Raw genomic sequence first — 23,241 nt, forward strand, 5'->3', positions numbered from 1 at the left:
AAGCGCAGTGGGTTGGAATCGCATCCAACCACCGCGTCTGTTGTTTGCCTGATCGCCCGTACGTAGGCGCTGCGGTCAGCCCTGCGGCCGCGGCGCACTGCGCCACAGTAGCGCGCGGAACGGGCCGAGCAGGAACACGCCCATGCCCAGCTTCACTGCCAGATCGCCGGCCGCCCAGCTGATCCACGGCAGGCCGACACCGGCAAAGGCGATGCTCCAGAAGATCGCCGTATCCAGCGTGGCACTGCAGGTGGTGGCCACGATCGGCGCGCGCCACCAATTGCCACTGCGCAGCCGGTCGAACACGCTGATATCCAGCAACTGCGCTGCGATGAAGGCGGTGCAGGAGGCCGCTGCGATGCGCGGGGTGGCCAGCCACAGCGACAACGCCACCGCGAGCGCAAAGCCGCACCAGGCGACCTTGCGCGCCGCGCGTGGGCCGAAGCGGCGATTGATCAGGTTGCTCACCAGGAACGCCAGCGGATACGAGAACGCGCCCCAGGTCAGCCAGTCGTTGATCGGATATTGCACCAGGATGTTGGACAACAGCACCACCGCGCCCATGGCCGAGACCGCCCATGCCAACGCGCGCGCAGTGAGCGGGGTGAACGGCGTCGGCGAGCGGTTGGACATGACGGTGCGGCAGTGACAGGGCAGCGCGGATTATCCGCGCGTTGGCGCATGCGGGCCAGTGCGCATCGGCCATGCATGGCTAACACGGCGGCGTGCTGCCGGCGGCAACAGTGTCTTGGTCAGCGGATGGCGGCAGGCATGGTGGAGTGATGCCGTGCGGATTGCTTGTGTTCGCGTGGCCGCGGTGCCTTATCGATCCAGCGTGCTGCTGCGCTGCCGTTTGAGCGCATGCCGGCGTGCAGCACGCACATGCCTCCGAAGACATCGCCAACCCGCATGTACACCGTTGCCACGGGCGGCGCGACCAGGAGCACGCGGGCAATTGCGTGCGTGCCAGGCATCGGTGCGCAAAGGCTCTGCAACTGCACGCGGCTGTGCGCGTCGGTGACGATCAACAAACCGTCGCGCAGGCAGTTCGACAGGCTGCGGAAAATGCCTCTGCGCGTCCCGCGCGTCCCGCGCGTCCCGCCGTGCCCGCAAACAGTGTGTCAGCACAGCCCCATCCCGACCTGGTGCGTCGGTCAGGAGCTTGCCGGCGTCACCAAATCTTGCTGCTGTTCTGCGCAGCGGATTCTGCGGTCGGCACGAACGCCAGCGCCTGGCCTTGGGGCGACTGCACCGTCCAGCCGGCACCGGCCGGGCTCGGCTGGAAGGTCACCGTCTCGCCAACACGAAAGCCCGCAGTCGGGTCGTCCTGGCGTGCCGGCCAGCGCAGCAAGGCGGTGTTGTCGGCGTTTGCCGGATCCTGCAACTGCACTTCGCAGCCGCCGTCGGTGGCTTTCTCCACCGACTTGACCCGCATCGGCGGCAACGGCCCTGCGGAGGCCTTGTGCGATGCGTCGCCGAGGGCTTCCGAACCTGCCACCGCACTGTGGCCCAGCGCCAACGACACGAAGTACGGCGCGGAGATCACCAGGATCGCCGACATCGCCGAGGCATCGCCGCGGGTGATCGTGGTCAAGCCTGCAGTGGCCGGCAGCGGCTGGCCGAACGCGATGGCGAGCAGCAGCCCGAGGCCGGCAGATCGAAGAGGGATGTTCATGGAGCTGCTCCGTGCGTGGCAACGCTGTGTGGAATGGACTGGTCCTGCCGCAGCATGTGTTGCTGCTGCAGGAAATCGAACACCGACTCGACCGTGATCACCGAATAATTGCCGGAGATGCGCTCGCTGGCGGGATGGTCGGTCACTGCGGCATTGGCGACGAAGAAACGGGCGCCGATGCGCTTGCTCAGATCCAGATGCAGGCGGGTGGGTTGGTAACCGTTGCGCTTGAGCCAGGCTTGCGCGCTGCGTCGATCGCTCACCGGCGCAGTTGCCGCATCTGCTGCGTGGGTCGCCGCCAATGCCGCGGCCAGCACCTCGAGCACCCACTGGTTGGAATTCTGATAATCGGTGGAGAACGGGTAGGCGATCATGCTGTAGCGCGCCTCGTGCAGCGCATGTGCCAGCGTGGCCGGATCCTGCAGCAACGTGCGCAGTTGCTGCTGCAGCGCCGGTGCCGGCACGCCGACGCGCAGATCGGCAGTGAGGGCAGTTTCGCCGATGAAGTTGCTCAGCCCCTCGTGATACAGCGCCGAGGTGTCCGACTTGCAGTGATTGAGCAGGTGCTTGACCCGCCAGGTGCCGTCGTCCTCGCGCAGCGCGAAGGCCAGGTGGCTGTGTTTCAGGCCATAGCGGCTCAGATCCTGGCCGCCGCGTGCCAGCAGCACCACCTGCGCACCGTCCACTGCGTCCAGCGCCTGCTGGGTGGACCTGGCCATGTCGAACATCGCCGCCAGCGTGGCGGGTGTCGGATAGTGCGGCGTGCACACCGGCGCGGCAATGGCAGGCAGTGCGCAGGTCAGGGCGATGAGCAACGCCGTTGTTGCAGGCCAGCTGCGCCGTGTGTGTTCGCATTGCATGGGGATTGATCGTCCGTGTGGCTGCCCCGTGGCATCCACGGCGGCACCATCATACGTGCAGGCGCTCGCGCACCAGTGCGGCGATGCGCTGGGTTTCGCGCAGTGGTCGCAGCTGCAACGGCGTTGCGAAGACATCCCGTGCATCGCCTAGACGGCCATGCGCCTGCAGTGCCCGCAGATACGTCGCCACCCGTCCTTGCGCCTGTTCGGCAAACGCCGCGACCACCGGCACCGGCGTGGCGCAGGCTTCGGAGAGCAGGTTGACCGAGTCGGCGCTGGCCACGATCGCATCGGCCCAGCCCAGCAGGCCGGCATACGGGTTCGGCCCGTCGCGCTCGTCGCACCACAGCACGCCTGGCAGGCCTGCACGCGCCTTGCGCAGCGTCGCGATCGCCTCGGGCGGGGTGCGCCGGGAGATGGTAACCAGCAGGCTGCCGCCGGCCGCAAGCACCTGCGCGCGGAGCTGCATGCACAGTGCCTCAAGCGCCTGGGTGGTCCAGGGCACCTGCGCGGTCGGGCCGCCGATCAACAGCGCCACGCGTGGGCCGGGCAGCGCGCCGAGCGGTGCGAAGGCGGCGCGCCCGGCGGCCAGCCAGGCATCGTCCACCGGGTTCAAGCTGCCGAGTAATGTAATCACGTTCGCGCCACGCAGCGAATCGTGCTCGGGCACGATCAACAGATCCCAGTGGCGCGGGTCCAGCCGCGGGTCCAGGATCTGCACCGCCTGGCTGCCGCGCGCGCGCAGCAGCCGGGTGGCCAGGGCGGCCTGGCGCCCGCAGCCGATCGCCAGCGCCGGAGGCGGCTGCAAATGCCGCGCGAATTCCGCGCCAAATGCGGCCTGCGCCCCCGGCAACAGACGCGGTGCGGCCCAACGCCACGGCGCGCGGGCCTGCAGATGCAGTGCGGTGACCGGTGTGGAGTGCAGCGCCTGCGCCAAGGCCTCGGCCTGGCGGGCATTGCCGGCGCGGCCGTCGCTCACGGCCCAGGTCAGCGCCATCGTTTCAGATCCGACATAGATTTGTTTCAGATTGAGCGTGTGTTGCAGCAATCGCGCCACTCTACACTGCGGGTCTTCACGCTGGCGCCGGTGCTGCACCCTACTGTCGCCCATTCCCTTGCTTCCCGGAGTCTCCATGTCCGACTTGCTCGACGCTGCCGCGCTGGATCAGCTGTTTCGTACCGCCCGCACGCAAAACGCCTTTCTCGACAAGCCGGTGAGCGAAGCGCAGCTGCGCGAGCTCTACGATCTGCTGAAGTGGGGCCCGACCGCGGCCAACGGGTCGCCGGCGCGTTTCGTGTTCGTGACCACGCCCGAGGGCAAGCAGAAGCTCAAGCCTGCGCTGTCGGAAGCCAATGCCGCCAAGACGCTGGCCGCGCCGGTCACGGTGATCGTCGGCTCCGACGAGGAGTTCCACGAAAAGCTGCCGTACCTGTTCCCGCATGCCGACGCCAAGAGCTGGTTCGAAGGCTCGCGCGAGATGCGCGCAACCGGCGCGTTCCGTAACAGCTCGCTGCAGGGCGCCTACCTGATCCTGGCCGCACGTGCGCTGGGTCTGGATGCCGGCCCGATGTCCGGCTTCGACAACGCCAAGGTGGATGCGGTGTTCTTTGCCGGCACGCCGATCAAGTCCAACTTTCTGATCAATCTTGGCTACGGCGATCCGGCCGGGCTGTTCCCGCGGCTGCCGCGCCTGAGCTTCGACGAAGCCGCACGCATCGAATAACGGCGGTGAGACACCGGCTGCGCACACCGTCAGGCGGGCGCAGCCGGCGCGCCGCCAGGCGGGGAGCGACGTACACTCCGGCTTCGGAGCGCCCCCCGCACCACCCGACGAGCGTGCGCCCTGTGCCATCGGCCCCAGGCGCATGTTTCCCGTTTTCCTGCAGTCCTCGTCCGTCTGCGTCCGTTCCATCCGCGTTGATCCAATGCGGTCCCTCATCCTCAAGGAGTTTCAATGAAGACTACCCACAAACTGCTGCTGCCGCTCGCCCTGACCCTCGCCATTGCCGCCTGCTCCAAGCCGGCCGACAACGCCGCCGCGCCTGCTGCCGAAACCCCGGCCGCCACCGCCCCGGCCGATGCCGCTGCAACGGCACCTGCCGCCGCCGAACCGGCCGCCTCGACCGCGCCGGCCGTGGAAGTGGCCTCGGGCACCTACACCCTGGACCCGAGCCACACCGACGTGCTGGCGCAGTGGAGCCACTTCGGCTTCTCCAACCCGACCGCTCACTTCGGCAATGTCGACGGCACCCTGGTGTACGACGCAGCCGACGTGACCAAGTCCACCGTGCAGGTCACCCTGCCGCTGTCGGGTCTGAACAGCTTCACCGCCAAGTTCGACGAGCACCTGAAGAGCGGTGACTTCTTCGACGCGGCCAAGTTCCCGACCGCCACCTTCAAGAGCACCAAGGTCGAAGCGGCCGGCCCCAACAAGCTGACGGTCACTGGCGATCTGACCATCAAGGATCAGACCAAGCCGGTCGTGCTGGACGTCACCCTCAATGGTGCCGGCGAGCACCCGATGAAGAAGGTGCCGGCGGCCGGTTTCGACGCCACCACCACCATCAAGCGCACCGACTTCGGCGTGGGCCAGTACGCCCCGAACGTCAGCGACGAAGTGAAGATCCGCATCACCACCGAAGCCCTGCAGGCCAAGGCCGGTGACGCTGCCGCTGCCAAGTAAGTCGCAGCGCAATGGATGCATCGGTGCGAGCAATCGCACCGATGCGTGTAACGCAAAAGCCCGCCGATCGGCGGGCTTTTGCTTGGGCGCCTACCAGCTCTTCGTAGGAGCGGCCCTGTCCGCGAGGGCTCTACCCTCAGCCCCACCACAACGCATGAGCATCCGACCTTTGTAGGAGCGGCCCAGGCCGCGAGGGCTCTACCCTCAGCCCCACCACAACGCATGAGCATCCGACCTTTGTAGGAGCGGCCCAGGCCGCGAGGGCTCTACCCTCAGCCCGGCACCACGCGCGTGCCCGCCCTCACTCCGCCGCCGGATTCGCCTTCCAGTAGCCCTTCGCGCGTACTGAATACTTATCCACGCCCATGTGCTCTTCCAGAAACTTGCGCATCGCACGCGCGCGCATGGATTCGGTGCCGATCCAGTAAAACGTGTCGCCGTCATGCGGCTCGTAATCGCGCAGGCTGTCTTCCAGCAGGGTGCTGCTGGCGGCATCGAAGCCGTTGCGTTCCAGCCAGTACACGTCCACGTCGGCGGCGCTGAGCAGCTCCTGGCGCTCGGCGGCATCGGTGATTTCGATAAAGACCTCTGCATGCATGTCGGCGGGCATGGCTTCCAGCCAGCGGCCGATTGCCGGCAAGGCGGTTTCATCGCCGATCAGCACGTAGTGGTCGTAGTCGTCGGCAACCAGGAACGAGCCGCGCGGGCCGCCGATCGTCAGGGTGTCGCCGGGCTGTGCCTGCGCCGCCCAGCTGGAGGCCGTGCCGTCGCCGTGCAGCACGAAGTCGATGCGCAACTCGCCACTCTGCGGATCGAAATAGCGCGGCGTGTAATCGCGGCCGGGCGAGGGCAGGGCGCCTTCGGCATAGCGTGGGCCGTCCGGTGTCATCGTCGGCAGTACGAAGGCGCCATCGGCATTGGGGAAGAACAGCTTGACGTGGTCGTCCGGTGCCTCGCTCTGAAAGCCGGCAAGCTCGCTGCCGCCGAACACGATGCGGCGCATCTGTGGCGTCAGCGATTCGCAACGCACCACCTGCACGGAGCGCAGGCGCGGGTCGCGGCGGAGTTGGGTGTGGGTGTGGATGGCCATGTGGTGCGATTCCTGGAGGTGGCGCGCAGCTGCGCGGCGGGGGAGTGACTGCATACGGTGATGTGACGATCTAGCCAGACAACTGGCGAAAAACAGCGGTTGTTGCTCAGCCTTCTCCCATCGGGAGGAGGTGCCCGCAGGGGCGGATGCGGGTACGGGCGAAGCCGCGTGCATCTGCCAAACAAGCGAGGTCGATGTCTTGCAGCGACACGCTGATCAAATCACGGAGCAGCGCAGGTACAGCAATTCATGCATGCCACTGACGCCGCGCAACGCAACCACCGCGATGACGCGTCACTGCCGCAAGGCGCATTCAAACCGGCATCGGTTGGCTTCGGACCACAGCGATGGGCGCACTCAGCCGTCATCGCGCTCCATGCCGTCAGCGGCGGCGTTGAGTAGCGCGGCAATGCGTGTGGTTTCTGCATCCGTCCATTGCCCATGCCGCGCAAACAGGCCGTGCTTGATGCGGTGGATGGCTTCGCGAATCGGCGCCGGTGTCTGTGCCTTGATCAGCTCGCGCGCGCGGCGATGGGTGCGGGCCAATGCGGCATCGAGTGCATCGCGCTGCTGTGCCACGTGCATACGGCCGGAGGCGGTGACCTGGTAGCGCTTGCGGCCCTCGTCCAGCGCGGTCTGCACCCAGCCATCGGCTTCGAGCTGCGCCAGTGCCGGATAGATGGCACCTGCGCTGGGCGTGTAGAGGCCTTTGAACAGCGCGGTGATCTGCCGCATCAATTCATAGCCATGGCGTGGCTGTTGCTCGATCAGCGCCAGCAGCAGCAAGCGCAGGTCGCCATGTTCCAGCGGCCGCGCGCGCCCGGCGCCACCACGGCGCGTGGCACTGGTCGCCACGGATGGATCGAGCTCGCTCGGCAGGTCGTCGCGGTGGGAGCGCATTTTCATTCGATATATCGAAGAATGCTGAAAAGATATATCGAAGTAGGTTGGCCCGCAAGCACCTGCCTGTCGCCCCGCTGACCAACATGGCTATCACTGCGGCCCATGCTGCAACGCGGCTAGACACAACTGGTCTCCATAATTACGATGTAATTACTTCGACATTACGGGCTTGGCCCGGTGAGGCAGACGCATGAGTCGACAGTGGGACACCCAGGCCGAAAGCCGGCGCCAGCGCCTGCAGCGGGCCGCCGCGCTGGCGCCACAGGGGCGCGTGGTGGCTGCCGACGACGTGGTGGCGCTGCTGGAGGCGGTGATCGAGCCGGGCGACCGCGTCTGCCTGGAAGGCAACAACCAGAAGCAGGCCGACTTCCTGGCGCGCTGCCTGACCGAGGTAGATCCCGCGCGCGTGCACGACCTGCACATGGTGCAATCGGTGTTGTCGCTGCCGGCGCATCTGGACGTGTTCGAGCGCGGCATCGCCAAGCGGCTGGATTTCTCGTTCTCCGGCCCGCAGGCCGCGCGCCTGGCCGGGCTGGTCGGCGAAGGCCGCATCGAGATCGGCGCCATCCACACCTACCTGGAATTGTTCGGCCGCTACTTCATCGACCTGACCCCGCGCATCGCGTTGGTCACCGCGCAGGCCGCCGACCGCCACGGCAATCTCTACACCGGCCCCAACACCGAAGACACCCCGGTGATCGTGGAGGCCACCGCGTTCAAGGGCGGCATCGTCATCGCGCAGGTCAACGAGATCGTCGATACCCTGCCGCGCGTGGACATCCCGGCCGACTGGGTGGACTTCGTTACCCAGGCGCCCAGGCCCAACTACATCGAACCGCTGTTCACCCGCGACCCGGCGCAGATCTCCGAGATCCAGGTGCTGATGGCGATGATGGCGATCAAGGGTATCTACGCCGAGTACGGCGTGGACCGGCTCAACCACGGCATCGGCTTCGACACCGCCGCGATCGAATTGCTGCTGCCCACCTATGCCGAATCGCTGGGGCTGAAGGGCAAGATCTGCCGGCACTGGGCGCTCAATCCGCATCCGGCGCTGATCCCGGCGATCGAATCGGGCTTCGTGCACTCGGTGCATTCGTTCGGTTCGGAACTGGGCATGGAGGCCTACATCGCCGCGCGCCCGGACATCTTCTTTACCGGTGCCGACGGCAGCATGCGCTCCAACCGCGCGTTGTCGCAGACCGCCGGCTTGTACGCCTGCGACATGTTCATCGGCTCTACCCTGCAGATCGATCTGCAGGGCAACAGTTCCACCGCCACGCGCGACCGCATCGCCGGCTTCGGCGGCGCACCCAACATGGGCTCGGATGCGCGCGGCCGCCGGCACGCCAGCGACGCCTGGCTCAAGGCCGGGCGCGAGGCGGCGCGCCCCGGCGAGATGCCGCGCGGACGCAAGCTGGTGGTGCAGATGGTGGAAACCTTCCGCGAACACATGGCGCCGGCCTTCGTCGACAGGCTCGATGCCTGGGAGCTGGCCGAGCGCGCCAACATGCCGCTGCCGCCGGTGATGATCTACGGCGACGACGTCAGCCATGTGCTCACCGAAGAAGGCATCGCCAACCTGTTGCTGTGCCGCAGCGCCGAAGAACGCGAACAGGCCATCCGTGGCGTGTCCGGGTATACCGCCGTCGGCCTGGGCCGCGACAAACGCGCGGTCGAGAACCTGCGCGATCGCGGTGTCATCAGGCGGCCCGAAGATCTGGGCATCCGGCCGCGCGATGCCACGCGCGACCTGCTCGCCGCGCGCACGGTCAAGGATCTGGTGCGCTGGTCCGGTGGGTTATACGACCCGCCGAAACGTTTTCGTAACTGGTAGGGGCACGGCATGGAAACCCTGCGGTATCGCTTCGATGGCCAGCATGGCGCGCGCGCCGGGCTGGACCATGCGCTGGTCGGCGTGGTCGCCTCCGGCAACCTGGAAGTGCTGGTCGAGCGCGTGCCGCTGGACGGCGTGATGGAGATCGAGATCCTCACCGCCGCACGCGGTTTCGGCGCGATCTGGCAGGCGGTGCTGGATGATTTTGCCGCGCGCCATCCGCTGCGCGATGTGCGCATCAGCATCAACGATGTCGGCGCCACGCCCGCGGTGGTGAGCCTGCGCCTGGAGCAGGCGGTGGACGTCCTGCAGGGAGCTACCACATGAACCGCCGCAGTCACCCCGTAGGAGCGCACCCGGGCGCGACGGGCTTTCACGGTAATGCCCTGGTCGCGCCCGGGTGCGCTCCTACGCCGGTCATCCGGAATCACTTAGGCACCACCATCTCCGTGGCCGAGTGCAGGGACGACGCACCGGTACTTCGCAGTCACCCCGTAGGAGCGCACCCGGGCGCGACGGGCTTTCCCGGTAATGCCCTGGTCGCGCCCGGGTGCGCTCCTACGCATGTCGTTGGGAGACTTGTATGAGCACCACCATTCCCGTGGCCGAGCGCAGCTATTACGAGGCTGACGCGCGCGAGCGCATCGACGGCGTGCTGGATGCCGGCAGCTTTCGCGAATTCGTCGGCCCACGTCGCCGCCTGATCAGCCCGCACTTGGCGCAACTGGATACGCCCGGCGCCTTCGATGACGGTATCGTCGTCGGCGAAGGCACGTTGCGTGGGCGCACCGTGCTGATCGCCGCGCAGCAAGGCGCCTTCATGGGAGGCGGCGTCGGCGAAGTGCACGGCGCCAAGCTCACCGGCCTGCTCGAACGCGCCACCGCCACCCAGCCGGACGCAGTGCTGCTGCTGCTCGACACCGGCGGCGTGCGTCTGCACGAGGCCAATGCCGGCCTGATCGCCATCTCCGAGATCATGCGCGCCACCTTGGACACGCGCGCCGCCGGCATACCGGTGCTGGCCTTGATCGGCAGCGGTAACGGCGCCTTCGGCGGCATGGGCATCGTGGCGCGCTGCTGCAGCGCGGTGATCATGTCCGAAGAAGGTCGCCTGTCGTTGTCCGGCCCGGACGTGATCGAAACCGTACGCGGCGTGGAAGAGTTCGACGCCCGCGACCGCGCCCTGGTGTGGCGCGTCACCGGCGGCAAGCACCGCTATCTGCTGGGCGAGGCACAGACGCTGGTGGCCGACCGCATCGCTGCATTCGCCGATGCCGCCGCGCAGACGCTGGACACCCTGTCCGAGCCGGCGGGCGAGGCCGCATTGCAGGCATTGGAAGTGGCGCATCAACAATTGTCCAAGCGCATTGACGCCTATGGCGATTGCCGCGATGGGCTGGAGATCTGGCAACGCCAGGGCATCGTCGATGCGCAGCGGCTGCCGCTGCTGGACACCGACGCCTTCCTTGCCGCCACCGCCGACCGGAGCACGCCATGGAACTGAGCCAACTGCTGGACCAGCTGTTTCCGCTCGGCCACGCCATCGCTTGCAACGACGATGTGCTCACCGGCAGCGCCACCACGGCCGCGGGCGCCGTCACGGTGATCGGCACCGCCAACAAGCTGGAAGTCGGCGTGGACCATGCGCTGGCATTGGCGGCGACCGTGCTGGCGAGCACGCGCGCACATCCGCAGCGGCCGATCGTGATGCTGGCCGACACCGCCGGGCAACGGCTTGCACGCCGCGACGAACTGCTCGGCATCAACGGCTACTTCGCGCATCTGGCACGCACGCTGGATCTGGCGCGCAAGCGCGGCGCGCGGCTGGTCACACTGGTGTATGGCGAATCGGTCAGCGGCGGCTTCCTGTCGTTCGGCCTGATGGCCGACCATATCCACGCGTTGCCGGACGCGCAGATCCGGGTGATGGATCTGCGCGCGATGGCGCGCGTGACCAAGCAGAGCGTGGACACCTTGCAGGCGCTGAGCAAGAGCTCGCCGGTGTTCGCGCCGGGCGTGGAGAACTACGTGCGCATGGGCGCGGTGGAGTCGCTCTGGGACGGCGACCTGGCGCAGGCGCTGCTCGACGCCCTGGCTGCGCCCGGCAATGACGATCAACGCCGGGCACTTGGCGCGCAACGTGGCGGGCGCACCCTGGCGCGCGATGTCGCCGCCGCCGTGGCCGCAGGCGAGGCCTGAGCATGCCCGCCCGCCACGCACTGGTGTGGCTGCATCCGGACGCGCGCTGGCAAGCGCTGACGCCAGGTGCGCAGCCACGGCTGCAGCAGTGGTTCGCCGCGGGGTGGCCGGCGGTGGTGGCGCGTGGCGATGGCAGCCAGGCGCCCGGCCGCGTGCCGCTCGGCGTGCCATTGCCGCCAAACGAAGGCAAACAGCGGCTGGCGTTGAGTGCCGGCCTGGACGCTATCGTGCGCAGCACTGCGCCGCTGGCGCTGGACGCGGTGATCGCAGCCGCACCCGCCACGCTGCAGCCTGCACTGCAGGCCTTGCGAGCGCAGGCCAATGCCAGCGCCCTGCAGCCGCGCGTCTTTGGCAGCTTCGCATGGCAGGCCCTGACCGGGCTTGCGTATGTGCATGCGCAATCGGACCTGGATCTGTTGTGGTCCATCGCCACGCCCGAACAGGCGCAGGCAGTGGTGACGCTGCTGCAGCGCTGGGAACACCGCCACGGATTGCGCGCAGACGGCGAGCTGTTGCTGCCCGACGACACCGCGGTGAACTGGCGCGAGTACGCCGGCAGCGCGCAGCAGGTGTTGGTGAAGTCCACCAATGGCTGCCGCCTGCTGCCGCGCAGCGCGCTGTTTCCGGTGTGGAGCGCGGCATGAGTGCATTGGTCGAACGCGTTGCTGATGCCAGGCCCGCGGGGACGCAGTGCACTGCGGCCGAGCGGCAGCCGCGAGCGACAACATCAAAAGAAACGGGCATCGCGCCGTCCCGGCCTGATGCAGACAGCCCATCGACGCGCTTGGTTGCTGCGGACATCCCCTCGGCACTGGCACAGGCAGTACCGCAAGAAGCATCCCAGCAGCCAAGACTGCGCCTTGCTCCACCAGGCGATGGTTCGGATCTCGTTTACGCGCCGTCGCGTGCTGCACGCACGCATGGCGATGTGCAAGACAACGTCGCGCTACAAGCCACATGGCATGCCGAAGCCGGCACCGCCAGCGCGCTGGCGCACCGTCTGGGGCGGCTCGCGGTCGCCGCCCTGCACGCGGAACTGAGCTGCGCGCCCAAGCCCGGCCTGGTCACGCCGTTCGACAGCGGCAGCCATGCCGATATGGATGCCACGACATTCCTGCGCAGCCTGTTTGCCCTGCGCGGCTATTTCGTCGCGATTGCACAGGCGGGCATCGATAACGCGCCGTTCGAGCATGTGCGCCAGCTCGGCATCGCGGCCGAAGCGGCGATGCTGCGCGCCACCGGTGGCATCAATACCCACCGCGGTGCGATCTTCAGCCTCGGCGTGCTCACTGCACAGGCGGCGCGCTTGCGTGGCCTGCACGGGAGCCGCCCGGTTGGCGAAGCCGTCTGCAACGCGGTGCAGGAGTGGCGCGATGCATTGCGCGCCGCGCCGCTGGATCCACGCAGCAATGGCCAGCGCGCGCGTGCACGGTTTCGGATCGGCGGCGTGCGCGAGCAGGCCGCGGACGGTTATCCCTTGCTGCGCGAGATCGCGTTGCCGTCTCTGCGCAGCGCAGTGCACAGCGGCGCCACGCGCGAAGCGGCACTGGCGCAGACCTTGATGCACCTGGTTGCCGAGGTCGATGACCTCAACCTGTTGCATCGCGGCGGGCAGGAAGGGCTGGCTTACGCAAAGACGCAGGCGCGTGGATTTCTCGCCGAAGGCGGCATCGCACAACCGCAGTGGCGCGCGCGCTTGAACGCCATTGGCAGGCAGTTCGTCGCGCGGCGTCTGAGCCCGGGCGGCAGCGCCGACCTGCTGGCCTGTGCCTGGTTCCTGCAGTGTCAGGAGAGCGCATGAGCACACACCGGCCACTAGCAGCCGCGAAGGCAGTGTGCGCACGCGCGTGCAGTCGTGCTGCCCTTCTCAGTGCAGCAGGAAACGGCATCCTTCTCGCTGTCCCCGGAGACGAGGCCTGCAGGGCGGATCAGGACTCCACTCGCACGGCGCACGGCGTTACCTGCCAGCAGGCCACCGCATGAGCCTGGCCGTGCTCTGTCCCGGCCAGGGTGGGCAGCATGCGGCAATGTTCGCGCGTGTTGCCGATGCGCCGGCCGCGGCCGAGGTAATCGCTGCCGCGAGCAAGGTGCTCGGCGCCTCGGCATACACGCTTGCCGCAGACAATGCCCGCTACACCAATGCCATTGCGCAGCCACTGGTCTGCGCCGGCACCCTGGCGCACTGGCAGCTGCTGCGTGCGCAGCTGCCCACGCCGGTGCTGGTGCTGGGCTACAGCGTCGGCGAGCTGGCCGCGCATGCGGTGGCCGGCAGCATGGAGATCGACACCTGCCTGCAGCTGGCTGCCACCCGTGCGCGCCTGATGGACGCGGCCAGCCCGGACCATGCCGGATTGATGGCGGTGGCCGGCCTGCCGCTGCATGTGCTCGAAGCGCTGTGCCAGACGCACGGCGCGGCCATCGCCATCGTCAATGGCGACGACCATGCCGTGCTCGGTGGCCCGCACGCTGCGCTGCAGGCACTGGGCGATGCAGCGCAGGCGCAGGGCGCACGCATCACGCAGTTGCCAGTGAGCGTGCCGGCGCATACGCCCTGGCTGCGTGCGGCGGCCGATGCCTTCGCGGTTGAGTTGAACAACGCGGCCGTGCACGCGCCCAGGCTGCGCGTGCTGGCCGGCATCGATGCACGTGCCGTCACCACGCAGGCCCTGGTGGTGGACACGCTGGCCGCACAGATCGCGCAGACGGTGCGCTGGTACGACGTGCTGGTGCAGGCCGCCGAACGCGGCGCGCGCGTGTTTCTCGAACTGGGGCCAGGCAGCGCATTGGCGCGCATGGCGCGCGACATCGTGCCGGGCTGTGAAGCGCGATCGGTGGAGGACTTCCACAGCACGCAGGGCGTGGTGGAGTGGGTCCACGCCGCGTGCGAGCGCGCGGCATGAAGTAACGCCAGGAGCGGCGATGTGGGCGTGGCGCAGGCAACCGCCCGGCAGCTGCCCCTTATTTCTGTCAGCCGCCCTGCGTCTGACCAGGTGTGACCCTTGGGTGGCGGGTGGCCATCCGTGCTGTACGCGTATCAGGTGTCTGGGAGGGCGCATGACCCCGCAAATTGCAACGATTCTTGGCTTGGTGATCATGTTCATCGTCGCCACCGCATTGCCCATCAACATGGGGGCGGTGGCCTTCGCGCTGGCCTTCATCATCGGCGGCGTGTGGGTGGGGCTGGACGGCAAGGAGGTGCTGGCCGGCTTCCCCGGCGACCTGTTCCTCACCCTGGTCGGCATCACCTATCTGTTCGCCATCGCACAGAAGAACGGCACCATCGATCTGCTGGTGCACTGGGCGGTGCGCGCGGTACGCGGGCGCATCGTGGCGATTCCCTGGGTGATGTTCGTCATCACCGGCCTGCTCACCGCGTTCGGCGCGCTGGGGCCGGCGGCGGTGGCCATCATCGGCCCGGTGGCGCTGCGCTTTGCCAAGCAATACCGCATCAATCCCCTGATGATGGGCCTGCTGGTGATCCATGGCGCGCAGGGCGGCGGGTTTTCGCCAATCAGCGTGTATGGCGGCATCACCAACAAGGTGGTGGAAAAGGCCGGGCTGGACGTCACCGAGATGGCGGTGTTCCTCACCAGCCTGGGCTTCAACCTGATGATGGCGATCATCTGCTTCTGCGCCTTCGGCGGGCTCAAGCTGATGCGGCGGCAGGAGGTGTCGCTGGCCGACGCGCAATACGTGGCGGTGGCCGACGACCAAGCCTCCAAGCGCCCGTTCGCGATCGAAGGGCATGGCTCCCTGGTGGCGGCCGGTGGTGGCACCTTGTCGACCAATCCGCTGGCGCTGGAGGCGGTGGCCATCACGCGCGATCGGGTGATCACGCTGGTCGGCCTGCTCGGCCTGGGCGTCGCCGCGCTGGTCTACAACCTCAACGTCGGCCTGGTCTCGATCACCGTGGCGGTGGCACTGGCGCTGATCTCGCCCAGCGCGCAGAAGGGCGCGGTGGACGGCATCAGCTGGTCCACGGTGCTGTTGATCAGCGGCGTGGTCACCTACGTGGCAGTGCTGGAAAAGGCCGGCGCGGTGGACTACATCGGCACCGGCGTATCGCATATCGGCATGCCGTTGCTGGGGGCGCTGCTGGTCTGCTATGTCGGCGGCATCGTGTCCGCGTTCGCCTCGTCGGCGGCGGTGCTGGGCGCCACCATCCCGCTGGCGGTGCCGTTCCTGATGCAGGGCCAGCTCGGCGCGGCCGGGGTGATCTGCGCGCTGGCGGTGTCGTCCACCATCGTCGATGTCAGCCCGTTCTCCACCAACGGTGCGTTGGTGGTGGCCTCGGCCGCCAAGGAAGAACGCGACGCGCTGTTCCGTCGCTTCCTGGTCTACAGCGGGCTGGTGGTGTTGCTGGGGCCGCTGGTGGCCTGGCTGCTGTTCGTGGTGCCGGGCTGGCTGTGATCCGGCCCGCGTCCGGCAGGGTATCGGGGCGCCCCCGTAGAATGGGGGCCCCCACGCCCGCATCGACGACCCGCCTGCCATGACCCTCGCCCCTGATTCGCGCAGCGCCAAGAAGCGCGTACCGCTGTACGAGGAAGTGGCCGAGCGCCTGCGCCAGAAAATCTACGACTACGCGCTGCCGCCGGGCGAATGGATCGACGAGCCGGCGCTGGCCGAGGAGCTCGGCATCAGCCGCACCCCGCTGCGCGAAAGCCTCAAGCTGCTCGCTGCCGAAGGCCTGGTGCAACTGGACGCCGGCCGTGGCAGCCGGGTCACGCGGCTGACACTGGAGGACCTCAACCAGTTGTTCCCGGTGATGGCCATGCTGGAAGGCCGCTGCGCGCACGATGCGGTCAAGCGTATCGACGCGGCCGGCGTGCAGCGCCTGGAAGAGCTGCACGCGGCGATGGAAGCCGCCGCCACCGCTGGCGACCTGGCCGAGTACTACCGCAACAATTACCTGATCCACGAAACCGTGCAGCAATACGCCGGCAACCCGTGGTTGATCCGCGTCACCCACGATCTGCACCGCATCCTCAAGATGCACCGCGGCCGGCAGCTGTTGACGCCCGGGCGCATGGCGCAGTCGCTGGCCGAGCACCGCGAGCTGATGGCATGCGTACGCCGCCGCGATGCCGAAGGCGCCGAGCGCACGATGCACGGGCATCTGCTCAGTCAGGGCCAGGCCTTGGCGGCGTATGTGGCGGCGGGAGGCATGTTGAATGTGCCGGCGCCATTACCGCGCGTGGGCGGGGTCTAGACGTCGGCGCGTGGCTCCCGGCGACCATTCCGTGCACGCCATACGCTTCCCTTCTCCCTCCGGGAGAAGGTGCCCGAAGGGCGGATGAGGGCACGCACGCAGCACCGGCAGGCTTCTCGCTCCAGCGAATCCCCAATCCCCAATCCCAGCCGAAAAAAAACGGCCTACTCCGCCAACCCGAGCAACGCATCCACGCGTTCGATCAGCTGCGTCCCCGCCAATCCCGCAAACACCTCCGGATGCGCATAGCCCCAGGCCACCGCGGCAAACGGCAAGCCCACCGTCTGCGCCGCCTCCCAGTCGGCGACCTGGTCGCCCACGTACACCGCCTGCGCTGCGGTATGCCCGGTGGCGCGCAGCACGCGGCGCAAGGCGCGCTGTTTGCCCAGCAGATGCGCGCCACCGTCGATGACGGCGAACGTCGCGCTCAGTTCCTCGCCCAGGGCGCGTTGCACATTCTCCACCGAGTTGGACGACACCAACGCCAGGCAGGTGCCGCGCGCGTGCAGGGTCTGCAGCACCTCGGCAATGCCGTCGAACAAGGCCATCGGCGGGGCGGCACGCATCAGGCGGATGAAGTCGGCAGCCACCAGCGGGATGCGCCAGCTGCTCAGGCCCGATTGCTTGAGTAGCTGGCGGGTGCTCAGGCGGCGTGCGGCGTCCACTTCATGCGCTTGCGCGGCGCGGAAGCCGTGCCGCTCGGCCAGCACGCGCTGCGTGCTCAGAAAGAAACCGAACGAATCGGCCAGGGTACCGTCGAAGTCGAAGATGATCAGTCTGGGCATTGCAACGCAGGGATCAGGGCGGCATAGCCTAACCATTGCCGTGCACATGCCGCACGCAGGCACACCCATATGTGTGCGCGCAGGCGAGGCGACACCGCAAGGCGATCGGCACACCCACTGCAATCATCGCCAGGTAGGCGCGCGTCCGATGCCGGGATTCGGCACGTACCACACGTGCACTTCTACCAGGTGCACGCGCATCCACCCCACGCCCGTTGGCTACTCGTCGTCAGCGACCCTCATGCCTCGGCGAAATGCGGCATGATCGGCGTATCGCCTTGCGCATGCTGTTCGATGACCTTGCGCTGCATCGCCGCCAGGTAGGCATCCAGTTCTTCGGTGGAGGCGAAGACATCGCTCAGTGGCACTGCCTTGACCATGTCGAAGACCTTGCGGATCTGCGGCTGCGGGTTGGTCACCAGCACCTTGCCCTGGCGCGTGGCCAGCGCCTTGCGCGCCTTGAAGATGCAGCGGATGCCGGCGCTGGAGATGTATTCCAGCGCGGTCAGGTCCAGCACCAGCGTGGTGATCAGCGTGCCCAGCAGCGGCGACAGCGCCGCGTCCAGGTCCTGGTAGGTGTGGGTGTCCAGGCGCCCGGTCAGGATGACGCGTTGACGGGTGTCCTGCGGCGGGTCGATCTGGATGGCGAGCGTGGTCATGACAGTGCCTCGGGGACAGGGGCGTACGGATGGAGCAGGGTGACGCGCACCACGTTGTATGCACCATCGCGGCGGTAGTCGATGTGATCGGCGAATTGATGCACCAGAAACAGCCCAAGCCCGCCGATCTCGCGATCGTCGAGCTCGGCAGTCAGGTCCGGCGTCGCTGCGGCGCTGGGGTCGAAGGCGCTGCCGGGGTCGTGCATCTCCAGCACCAGCGCCTGCGGGTCCAGCTGCAGTTGCAGGCGCAGCGGCTGCTCGGCGCACTGGCCGTGGGTGAGCACATTGCAGCCGAGCTCTTCCACGATCAGCCGCACCTGGCCGATGCGCTCGGCATGCAGGCCTTCCAGCGTGAGCGAGTGTTCCAGCGCGTCGTTGGCGCCGGCCAGCTGGGCCAGCGAGGGCGCGATGGCCAGATCGAGCTTCATCGGGTCGTTGCCTTTCCGGGTGCGTCCCGGCCAGCGTCTGCGACCCGCCCAGCATGCTCCTGGCGCAGCCGGATCGCCAGCAGGGTGATGTCGTCGTACGGGTCGGCCTGGCCGGTGAAGTGGGCGATGTTGGCGATCACCGCCTTGCACTGCGCCGCCGCGCTGCGGCGTGGCCGCAGTGCGCCGAGCAGGCGCTCCAGCCCGTAGCTGGCGCCACGCTCGTCCATCGCCTCGGTTACCCCGTCGGTGTATCCCAGCAGCGTCTGCCCGGCGCTCATGCGGCCCTGCAGCACCGGGTAGGCGACCTGCGGCTCGATCCCCAGCGGCGCGCCGGTCTCCAGCGGCAACGGCCGCGCGGTGCCGTCGATGTCGATCAGCACCGGCGGCTCGTGGCCGGCGCTGGCCAGCCAGTAGTCGCCGCTGACCACGTTGATCACCCCGCACAGCACCGTGGCGAACATGCAGGTGTCGTTGTTGTCGGCCAGCCGCGTGGAGGCGGCGATCAGGATGCTGTCCGGACGCGTATGCCGGCGCGCGGCGATTTCCAGCACGCTCACCGCGCGCGCCATGAACAGGGCCGCCGGCACGCCCTTGTCGGACACATCGCCCACCACGAACCACAGCAGCCCCGGCTCGGTCTCCACGAAGTGATAGAAGTCGCCGCCCACTGCCTTGGCCGGCTCCAGCCAGGCACAGGTTTCCAGGTGCGAATTGGCGCGGTCGAAGGTGCGCCCGGAAGGCAGCATCGCCTGCTGGATCTCGCGCGCGATCTGCAGCTCGCTGTGCATGCGCTCGCGCGCGGCGGTCATCTCGCCGATCTGCGCGATGTGGTCGCGGATCGCATCGCGCGCGCTGTCGAACGCACGCGCCATCACGCCCACCTCGTCGCGGCGTTGGATGTGTGGCAGCGGGTAGTCGAACTCGCCGCGGCGAAAGTGCTCTGCGGTGTCGGTCAGCTCCTCGATCGGCCGCGTCAGCTTGCGCGTGATCCGCCCCATCAGCCACCACCACACCACCGCGCCCAGCACTGCCGCCAGCGCCACCCACGCGGCCAGCCAGTTCAGCCCCGCCAGCACATAGCCTTCCGAGGCAGACAGCACAAAGGTCCAGCCGCTGCGCCCCACCGCCGCGCTATGGGTCAGAAAGCGCTCGCCGTCGGGGGCGGTATGCGCGAACGAGATCGGCTGGCCGGCCGCCACCGCGCGCTGCAGCGGCAGCAGGTCCGGCCGCGCATGCGCCACGTAGCGCTCCAGCGTGTAGCGCAGGTTGAGCGCCGGGTCGGGGCTGAACACCAGCATGCCTTCGGGCGAGAGCAGCATCGGCTGGATGCTGATGTCGCGCGGCAGCTGGTCGATGATCTCGCGCAGGTGCTGCAGCGGCAGGTCCACGCTGACCATGCCCACCGGCGCGGCATCCACCGCATCGCCCGGGCGGCGCAACGGCAGGTTGTAGCTGGTGTACAGCGCGCTGCCGCCATTGGGATTGAGATATGGCTCGGACCACCACGCACGCCCTTCGCGCTGGGTGCGCAGGTACCACGGCATCGCGCGGTAGTCGTAGCCCAGCTCCTGCACCGATTTTTCTAGTACGCGCGTGCCGTCGCGATGCACGTACCAGACAAACCCGGTGTCGCGGGCCTTTTGCGTACGCGGCTCGATGATCAAACGCGCCGCGCCGATATCCGGGTCGCCGCTGAGCGTGGCCAGCAGCAGGGCGCGCAGATTGAACGGCTGCAGCCCCACCGCACTGCTGCTGGCGGCAAGCGTGCGGCCGCTCACCTGCACCGAATCCAGCATCGCCGCCAGGCTGCGCGCGGTCTGCTCGGTCAGGCCATCCACCTCGGTGCGCGCCGCCTCCACCAGCTCGGCGCGCGCGCCCAGGTAGAACACCGTGCCCAGCACCGCCAGCAACACCACCAGCACCGCGGTGGCGGCCAGCAACACCCGCATGCGCAGGCTGTGCCGCCAGTGCACCCGCGGGGTGACGGCCACGCCGTCGGCTGGCGATGTGGGACCGGTGGCGATGACGCGCTTCCTGGCGGCGGATGGCCCCGATCATGGCAGTTTTCCGCCGCCCGGCAACTGGCTCACGGGGGCCTCATCCTCAGCTGCCGTAAATTGACCCCGGCGGGTCAGCGAACTAGATTGACTCCCCCTATCGCCATGGAGGCCGGCCTTGCGCCAGATTCTGACCCCGAGCCTGCTGGCCCTTTTGCTTACGGCCTGTAACGCCCCGGAGACCAGCATGACCCAGACCCAATCCCCCGCAACCGAGGCCGCCGCAGAAGCCGACGTGGAGGCCGGTGGCCGCGGCCTTGCCAAGTTGAATCCCAACCCGCGCAAGGCCTACGAGGTCACGCTGACGCTGGACAAGGCGCCCGGTGCGTTCGGCCTGGTGCAGGGCGCGGCGCAGTACGACGTCACCAACGAAGCCGAATGCGGCAAGATCCAGCCCGAAACCGGCACCGCCGGGCGCATCACCAGCCAGGAAGACTTCGCGCTCAAGAAGATCTCCGACACCGAGTACCGTGGCACCGTCTATCTGGACCTGATGCAGGACGAGGACTATTACGGTCGCGGCGTCTGCCACTGGGAATTCAGCGGCGCCAGCGTGCTGCTGAAGGCCACCGGTGCAGAGGAAGAGACCCGCTTCCTGTCGTTTATCGAAGGCAAGACGGTGCAGGCGCAGCAGGCGTCTACTGAGTATTACTGGAGCGAGCGTTATCCGCGTTCAGAGATGAGTGATTTCCCGGACATGGGGAAGCACAACGCTGAAGAATTCAAGCCAGAAATTCGCGACAAGCTCTTCACCATCACGTTGGCTGCCAAGGAAGTTGCGCCATGACCATCCCATCTCAACAGTACGCTGGCTTGTCGGAGGATGTTTATAAGGATCGCGCGGTAGGTCGGCGCGCGCCTGGCCAGGAAGAAGTCGTCACGATTGAAGGGCAGCGTTACGCCGTTCTCGAGCACGTCAACAACAAGTCCAACGGCTATCAAGGCACCATCTATCGCCGCGAAGGCAGTGGCGAGATCGTAGTTGCGCATCGAGGCACCGAAGGCGCAGTCAATGATGTTCTCACCGATGCGAAGATGGTCACCTCGCGGACCAACCCGCAAGCAGCAGATGCGTTGGCGCTGACCAAGAACGCATTGGGCTACGCAAAGGAGCTTGGTAAGGAAGAGGGGCGCACTCCCGAAGTCACCGTCACCGGCCACTCCCTGGGCGGTGCGCTTGCGCAGGTCTCCGCGCACCACTACGACCTCAAGGGCGAAACCTTCAACGCCTACGGTGCAGCCAGCCTGAGTTACCGCATTCCCGAAGGCGGCAACAGCGTGATCAACCACGTGATGGCGTCGGACCCGGTCAGCGCGGCCTCGCCGCATTTCGGGCAGGTGCGCATCTACGCCAAGCCGGATGAAATCGCCACGTTGAGCGGCGCCGGTTACAGCAACAGCAAGGCCAATTTCCTGATTCCCGACTACCCGCTGGTGGCGGCCGGCGGTTCGCTGGGCGCGCACAAGCTGGGCAACTTCCTGGGCGAGCATTCGGCGCTCACCGACCCCAACGCGCGTCCGCTTGCCGAAAAGAACGCACGCATGATCGACGAATACCGCAGCGATGTGGACGGGCTGCGCACCGGCACCACCATCCTGACGCGCAGCGCGCGCGGCCTCGGCCAGGACGCCATCGACGCCATCCGCGGCCCGCTCGCTCCGGGCGAGCCTGCCAGGCGCGACGCACGCGAGCACGGCAACGAGCACACCTCGCTGCGTATCGACCAACCGGGGCATGTGGGCAATGCCCTGTTCCAGGACGCGCAGCGTGGCGTGCACGCGCAGGACGCACGTGCAGGGCGCGCGCCCGACCAGCAAAGCGCCCAGTTGTCCGGCTCGCTCGCCTCGGAAATGCACGCCGCCGGCGGCCAGCGCATCGACGCGGTGATGATGAGCCCCGATGCCGCCCGCACCTTCGCCGTGCAGGGCCGCGTGGACGACCCCGCGCAGCTGCGGGTCAGCGTGGAGACCATGACCGCGATGAACACCCCGCTGGAACAGAGCAGCCAGCGTGTGGCCGACAACGCCGCCCGCCAGTCGGTGGCGCTGGAGCAGCAGCAAACGCAGACTCAGCAACAACAGCAGGGCGCACGCGCGCTGGGCTGAGTGCGCTCATGCATGCACGGGCGCGGAGCGGCCGACAAAACTGCTGCGCAGCCGTCAGGTGGGCGCGGCCATTGTCCGGAATCGGCATGGACCAATCGTTCACTGCAGTGCCGGGCGCGCCAGCCGCACCATCTGACGGCCGCTCGCTACGCGCTGGGAGTCGCGCTTGATGCGGTGACTGCGACCGACCCGCAGGGCTGACGCGGCGACGCTTCGATCTGCCAACTGCCGCCATCGAATGGTGCACAGGAAAACGCCGGCTTGCCCGGCGTTTTTCGTTTCGGTTGCTGCCGATCCACGGACGCGAGCTTGTCGAGTGCGCCGAGCGGGCAGGGCAGCTGGAAGGCGAGGCGGCCTTCACCCGTCGGGCTGCTGCTGTCGAGCTGGAATCGCAGCTTGCCGCGTAGCGCCGGTGACGGTGATCGAGCCAGAGTGGTCGTTACAGAATCAGCTGTCAGCCACAGCCACAGCCACAGCCATAGCCACAGTCACAGTCACAGTCACAGCCGCAGTCACAGTCACAGTCACAGTCACAGCCGCAGTCACAGTCACAGTCACAGCCACAGCCGCAGCCGCAGTCACAGCCGCAGCCACAGCCACAGTCACAGTCACAGTCACAGCCGCAGACACAGTCACAGTCACAGTCACAGTCACAGCCACAGCCACAGCCACAGCCACAGCCACAGCCACAGCCACAGTCACAGTCACAGTCACAGTCACAGCCACAGCCACAGCCACAGCCCCAGCCA

The 23,241-nt window shown here is 67.7% G+C and carries 25 protein-coding genes and 1 other RNA gene; 14 read left to right on the top strand and 12 right to left on the bottom strand.

Annotated features, from left to right (window positions below):
* Window positions 1-75: 75 nt before the first annotated feature.
* The 5 genes from EO174_RS21430 to EO174_RS21450 form a co-directional block, all read right to left on the bottom strand.
* Entirely contained in the window at window positions 76-633 is a 558-nt protein-coding gene (locus EO174_RS21430) for a VUT family protein (RefSeq protein ID WP_126947383.1), read from the bottom strand.
* A 119-nt stretch (window positions 634-752) separates the two neighbouring features.
* Window positions 753-1,028, bottom strand: a complete 276-nt coding sequence (locus EO174_RS21435; RefSeq protein WP_126947386.1) for a hypothetical protein — start codon at window positions 1,026-1,028, stop codon at window positions 753-755.
* 143 nt (window positions 1,029-1,171) lie between these two features.
* Window positions 1,172-1,675, bottom strand: a complete 504-nt coding sequence (locus EO174_RS21440; RefSeq protein WP_126947389.1) for a hypothetical protein — start codon at window positions 1,673-1,675, stop codon at window positions 1,172-1,174.
* The gene (locus tag EO174_RS21445) at window positions 1,672-2,535 is read right to left on the bottom strand and encodes a DUF2145 domain-containing protein (RefSeq protein WP_126947392.1); all 864 of its coding nucleotides are present in this window, start codon (window positions 2,533-2,535) and stop codon (window positions 1,672-1,674) included. The genes EO174_RS21440 and EO174_RS21445 overlap by 4 nt, the downstream gene beginning before the upstream one ends.
* Before the next feature lie 49 nt (window positions 2,536-2,584).
* The gene (locus tag EO174_RS21450; protein ID WP_126947395.1) at window positions 2,585-3,532 is read right to left on the bottom strand and encodes an ELM1/GtrOC1 family putative glycosyltransferase; all 948 of its coding nucleotides are present in this window, start codon (window positions 3,530-3,532) and stop codon (window positions 2,585-2,587) included.
* Between the two features lie 136 nt (window positions 3,533-3,668).
* Here EO174_RS21450 and EO174_RS21455 point away from each other — a divergent pair, with 136 nt between their 5' ends.
* Complete coding sequence (locus EO174_RS21455; RefSeq protein ID WP_126947398.1) at window positions 3,669-4,259, top strand: malonic semialdehyde reductase; 591 nt, start codon at window positions 3,669-3,671, stop codon at window positions 4,257-4,259.
* A 231-nt stretch (window positions 4,260-4,490) separates the two neighbouring features.
* Window positions 4,491-5,219 (top strand): YceI family protein, encoded by a 729-nt coding sequence (locus EO174_RS21460; RefSeq protein ID WP_104583572.1) that lies wholly within the window; start codon window positions 4,491-4,493, stop codon window positions 5,217-5,219.
* 301 nt (window positions 5,220-5,520) lie between these two features.
* Here EO174_RS21460 and EO174_RS21465 read toward each other — a convergent pair whose 3' ends face one another.
* A complete protein-coding gene (locus EO174_RS21465; RefSeq protein WP_126947401.1) occupies window positions 5,521-6,309 on the bottom strand; it encodes a siderophore-interacting protein in 789 nt (262 codons plus the stop codon).
* 357 nt (window positions 6,310-6,666) lie between these two features.
* The gene (locus tag EO174_RS21470; protein ID WP_126947439.1) at window positions 6,667-7,209 is read right to left on the bottom strand and encodes a PadR family transcriptional regulator; all 543 of its coding nucleotides are present in this window, start codon (window positions 7,207-7,209) and stop codon (window positions 6,667-6,669) included.
* Window positions 7,210-7,402: 193 nt separating this feature from the next.
* On the opposite strand from EO174_RS21470, the gene mdcA reads away from it, so the two are divergent.
* From mdcA to EO174_RS21520, 9 genes are all read left to right on the top strand, one after another.
* On the top strand, window positions 7,403-9,049 hold the full coding sequence (gene mdcA / locus EO174_RS21475) for a malonate decarboxylase subunit alpha (RefSeq protein ID WP_126947404.1): 1,647 nt from the start codon (window positions 7,403-7,405) through the stop codon (window positions 9,047-9,049).
* 9 nt (window positions 9,050-9,058) lie between these two features.
* The gene (gene mdcC / locus EO174_RS21480) at window positions 9,059-9,376 is read left to right on the top strand and encodes a malonate decarboxylase acyl carrier protein (RefSeq protein WP_126947407.1); all 318 of its coding nucleotides are present in this window, start codon (window positions 9,059-9,061) and stop codon (window positions 9,374-9,376) included.
* Between the two features lie 256 nt (window positions 9,377-9,632).
* Window positions 9,633-10,553 (top strand): biotin-independent malonate decarboxylase subunit beta, encoded by a 921-nt coding sequence (locus tag EO174_RS21490; protein ID WP_126947410.1) that lies wholly within the window; start codon window positions 9,633-9,635, stop codon window positions 10,551-10,553.
* Window positions 10,544-11,248 carry a biotin-independent malonate decarboxylase subunit gamma gene (gene mdcE / locus EO174_RS21495; RefSeq protein ID WP_115675883.1) on the top strand — a complete coding sequence of 235 codons (705 nt, stop codon included), beginning with the start codon at window positions 10,544-10,546 and terminating at the stop codon, window positions 11,246-11,248. The genes EO174_RS21490 and mdcE overlap by 10 nt, the downstream gene beginning before the upstream one ends.
* Before the next feature lie 2 nt (window positions 11,249-11,250).
* A complete protein-coding gene (mdcG, locus tag EO174_RS21500; RefSeq protein WP_126947413.1) occupies window positions 11,251-11,892 on the top strand; it encodes a malonate decarboxylase holo-[acyl-carrier-protein] synthase in 642 nt (213 codons plus the stop codon).
* Between the two features lie 344 nt (window positions 11,893-12,236).
* Entirely contained in the window at window positions 12,237-13,049 is an 813-nt protein-coding gene (mdcB, locus tag EO174_RS21505; RefSeq protein ID WP_241240059.1) for a triphosphoribosyl-dephospho-CoA synthase MdcB, read from the top strand.
* A gap of 178 nt (window positions 13,050-13,227) precedes the next feature.
* Window positions 13,228-14,148, top strand: coding sequence for a malonate decarboxylase subunit epsilon (mdcH, locus tag EO174_RS21510; RefSeq protein ID WP_126947418.1), 921 nt, complete (start codon window positions 13,228-13,230; stop codon window positions 14,146-14,148).
* Between the two features lie 154 nt (window positions 14,149-14,302).
* Complete coding sequence (locus EO174_RS21515) at window positions 14,303-15,658, top strand: SLC13 family permease (RefSeq protein WP_039523211.1); 1,356 nt, start codon at window positions 14,303-14,305, stop codon at window positions 15,656-15,658.
* 79 nt (window positions 15,659-15,737) lie between these two features.
* Window positions 15,738-16,457 (top strand): GntR family transcriptional regulator, encoded by a 720-nt coding sequence (locus EO174_RS21520; protein ID WP_104649291.1) that lies wholly within the window; start codon window positions 15,738-15,740, stop codon window positions 16,455-16,457.
* A gap of 164 nt (window positions 16,458-16,621) precedes the next feature.
* On the opposite strand, the gene EO174_RS21525 is transcribed toward EO174_RS21520, so the two are convergent.
* The 4 genes from EO174_RS21525 to EO174_RS21540 all read right to left on the bottom strand — a co-directional run bounded on the left by EO174_RS21525 (window position 16,622) and on the right by EO174_RS21540 (window position 20,278).
* The gene (locus tag EO174_RS21525; RefSeq protein WP_126947421.1) at window positions 16,622-17,242 is read right to left on the bottom strand and encodes an HAD hydrolase-like protein; all 621 of its coding nucleotides are present in this window, start codon (window positions 17,240-17,242) and stop codon (window positions 16,622-16,624) included.
* 239 nt (window positions 17,243-17,481) lie between these two features.
* Window positions 17,482-17,901 (bottom strand): STAS domain-containing protein, encoded by a 420-nt coding sequence (locus EO174_RS21530; protein WP_126947424.1) that lies wholly within the window; start codon window positions 17,899-17,901, stop codon window positions 17,482-17,484.
* Window positions 17,898-18,329, bottom strand: coding sequence for an ATP-binding protein (locus EO174_RS21535; RefSeq protein ID WP_126947427.1), 432 nt, complete (start codon window positions 18,327-18,329; stop codon window positions 17,898-17,900). Before EO174_RS21535 ends, EO174_RS21530 begins: the two co-directional genes overlap by 4 nt.
* Window positions 18,326-20,278, bottom strand: a complete 1,953-nt coding sequence (locus tag EO174_RS21540; protein WP_241240060.1) for a SpoIIE family protein phosphatase — start codon at window positions 20,276-20,278, stop codon at window positions 18,326-18,328. The genes EO174_RS21535 and EO174_RS21540 overlap by 4 nt, the downstream gene beginning before the upstream one ends.
* Window positions 20,279-20,573: 295 nt before the next feature.
* Here EO174_RS21540 and EO174_RS21545 point away from each other — a divergent pair, with 295 nt between their 5' ends.
* From EO174_RS21545 to EO174_RS21555, 3 genes are all read left to right on the top strand, one after another.
* Window positions 20,574-21,173 (top strand): hypothetical protein, encoded by a 600-nt coding sequence (locus tag EO174_RS21545; RefSeq protein WP_164740296.1) that lies wholly within the window; start codon window positions 20,574-20,576, stop codon window positions 21,171-21,173.
* Window positions 21,170-22,492 (top strand): XVIPCD domain-containing protein, encoded by a 1,323-nt coding sequence (locus EO174_RS21550; RefSeq protein WP_126947433.1) that lies wholly within the window; start codon window positions 21,170-21,172, stop codon window positions 22,490-22,492. The genes EO174_RS21545 and EO174_RS21550 overlap by 4 nt, the downstream gene beginning before the upstream one ends.
* 86 nt (window positions 22,493-22,578) lie before the next feature.
* Window positions 22,579-22,654, top strand: a non-coding RNA gene (locus tag EO174_RS21555) — sX9 sRNA.
* A gap of 285 nt (window positions 22,655-22,939) precedes the next feature.
* Here the strand turns inward: EO174_RS21555 and EO174_RS23025 are convergent.
* Window positions 22,940-23,241 (bottom strand): hypothetical protein (locus EO174_RS23025; RefSeq protein WP_206515099.1); only part of this gene is annotated, 302 nt, incomplete at its 5' end.

Origin of the sequence: Xanthomonas sp. BRIP62418, from assembly GCF_003993495.1 — a bacterium.
GTDB lineage: Bacteria > Pseudomonadota > Gammaproteobacteria > Xanthomonadales > Xanthomonadaceae > Xanthomonas > Xanthomonas euroxanthea.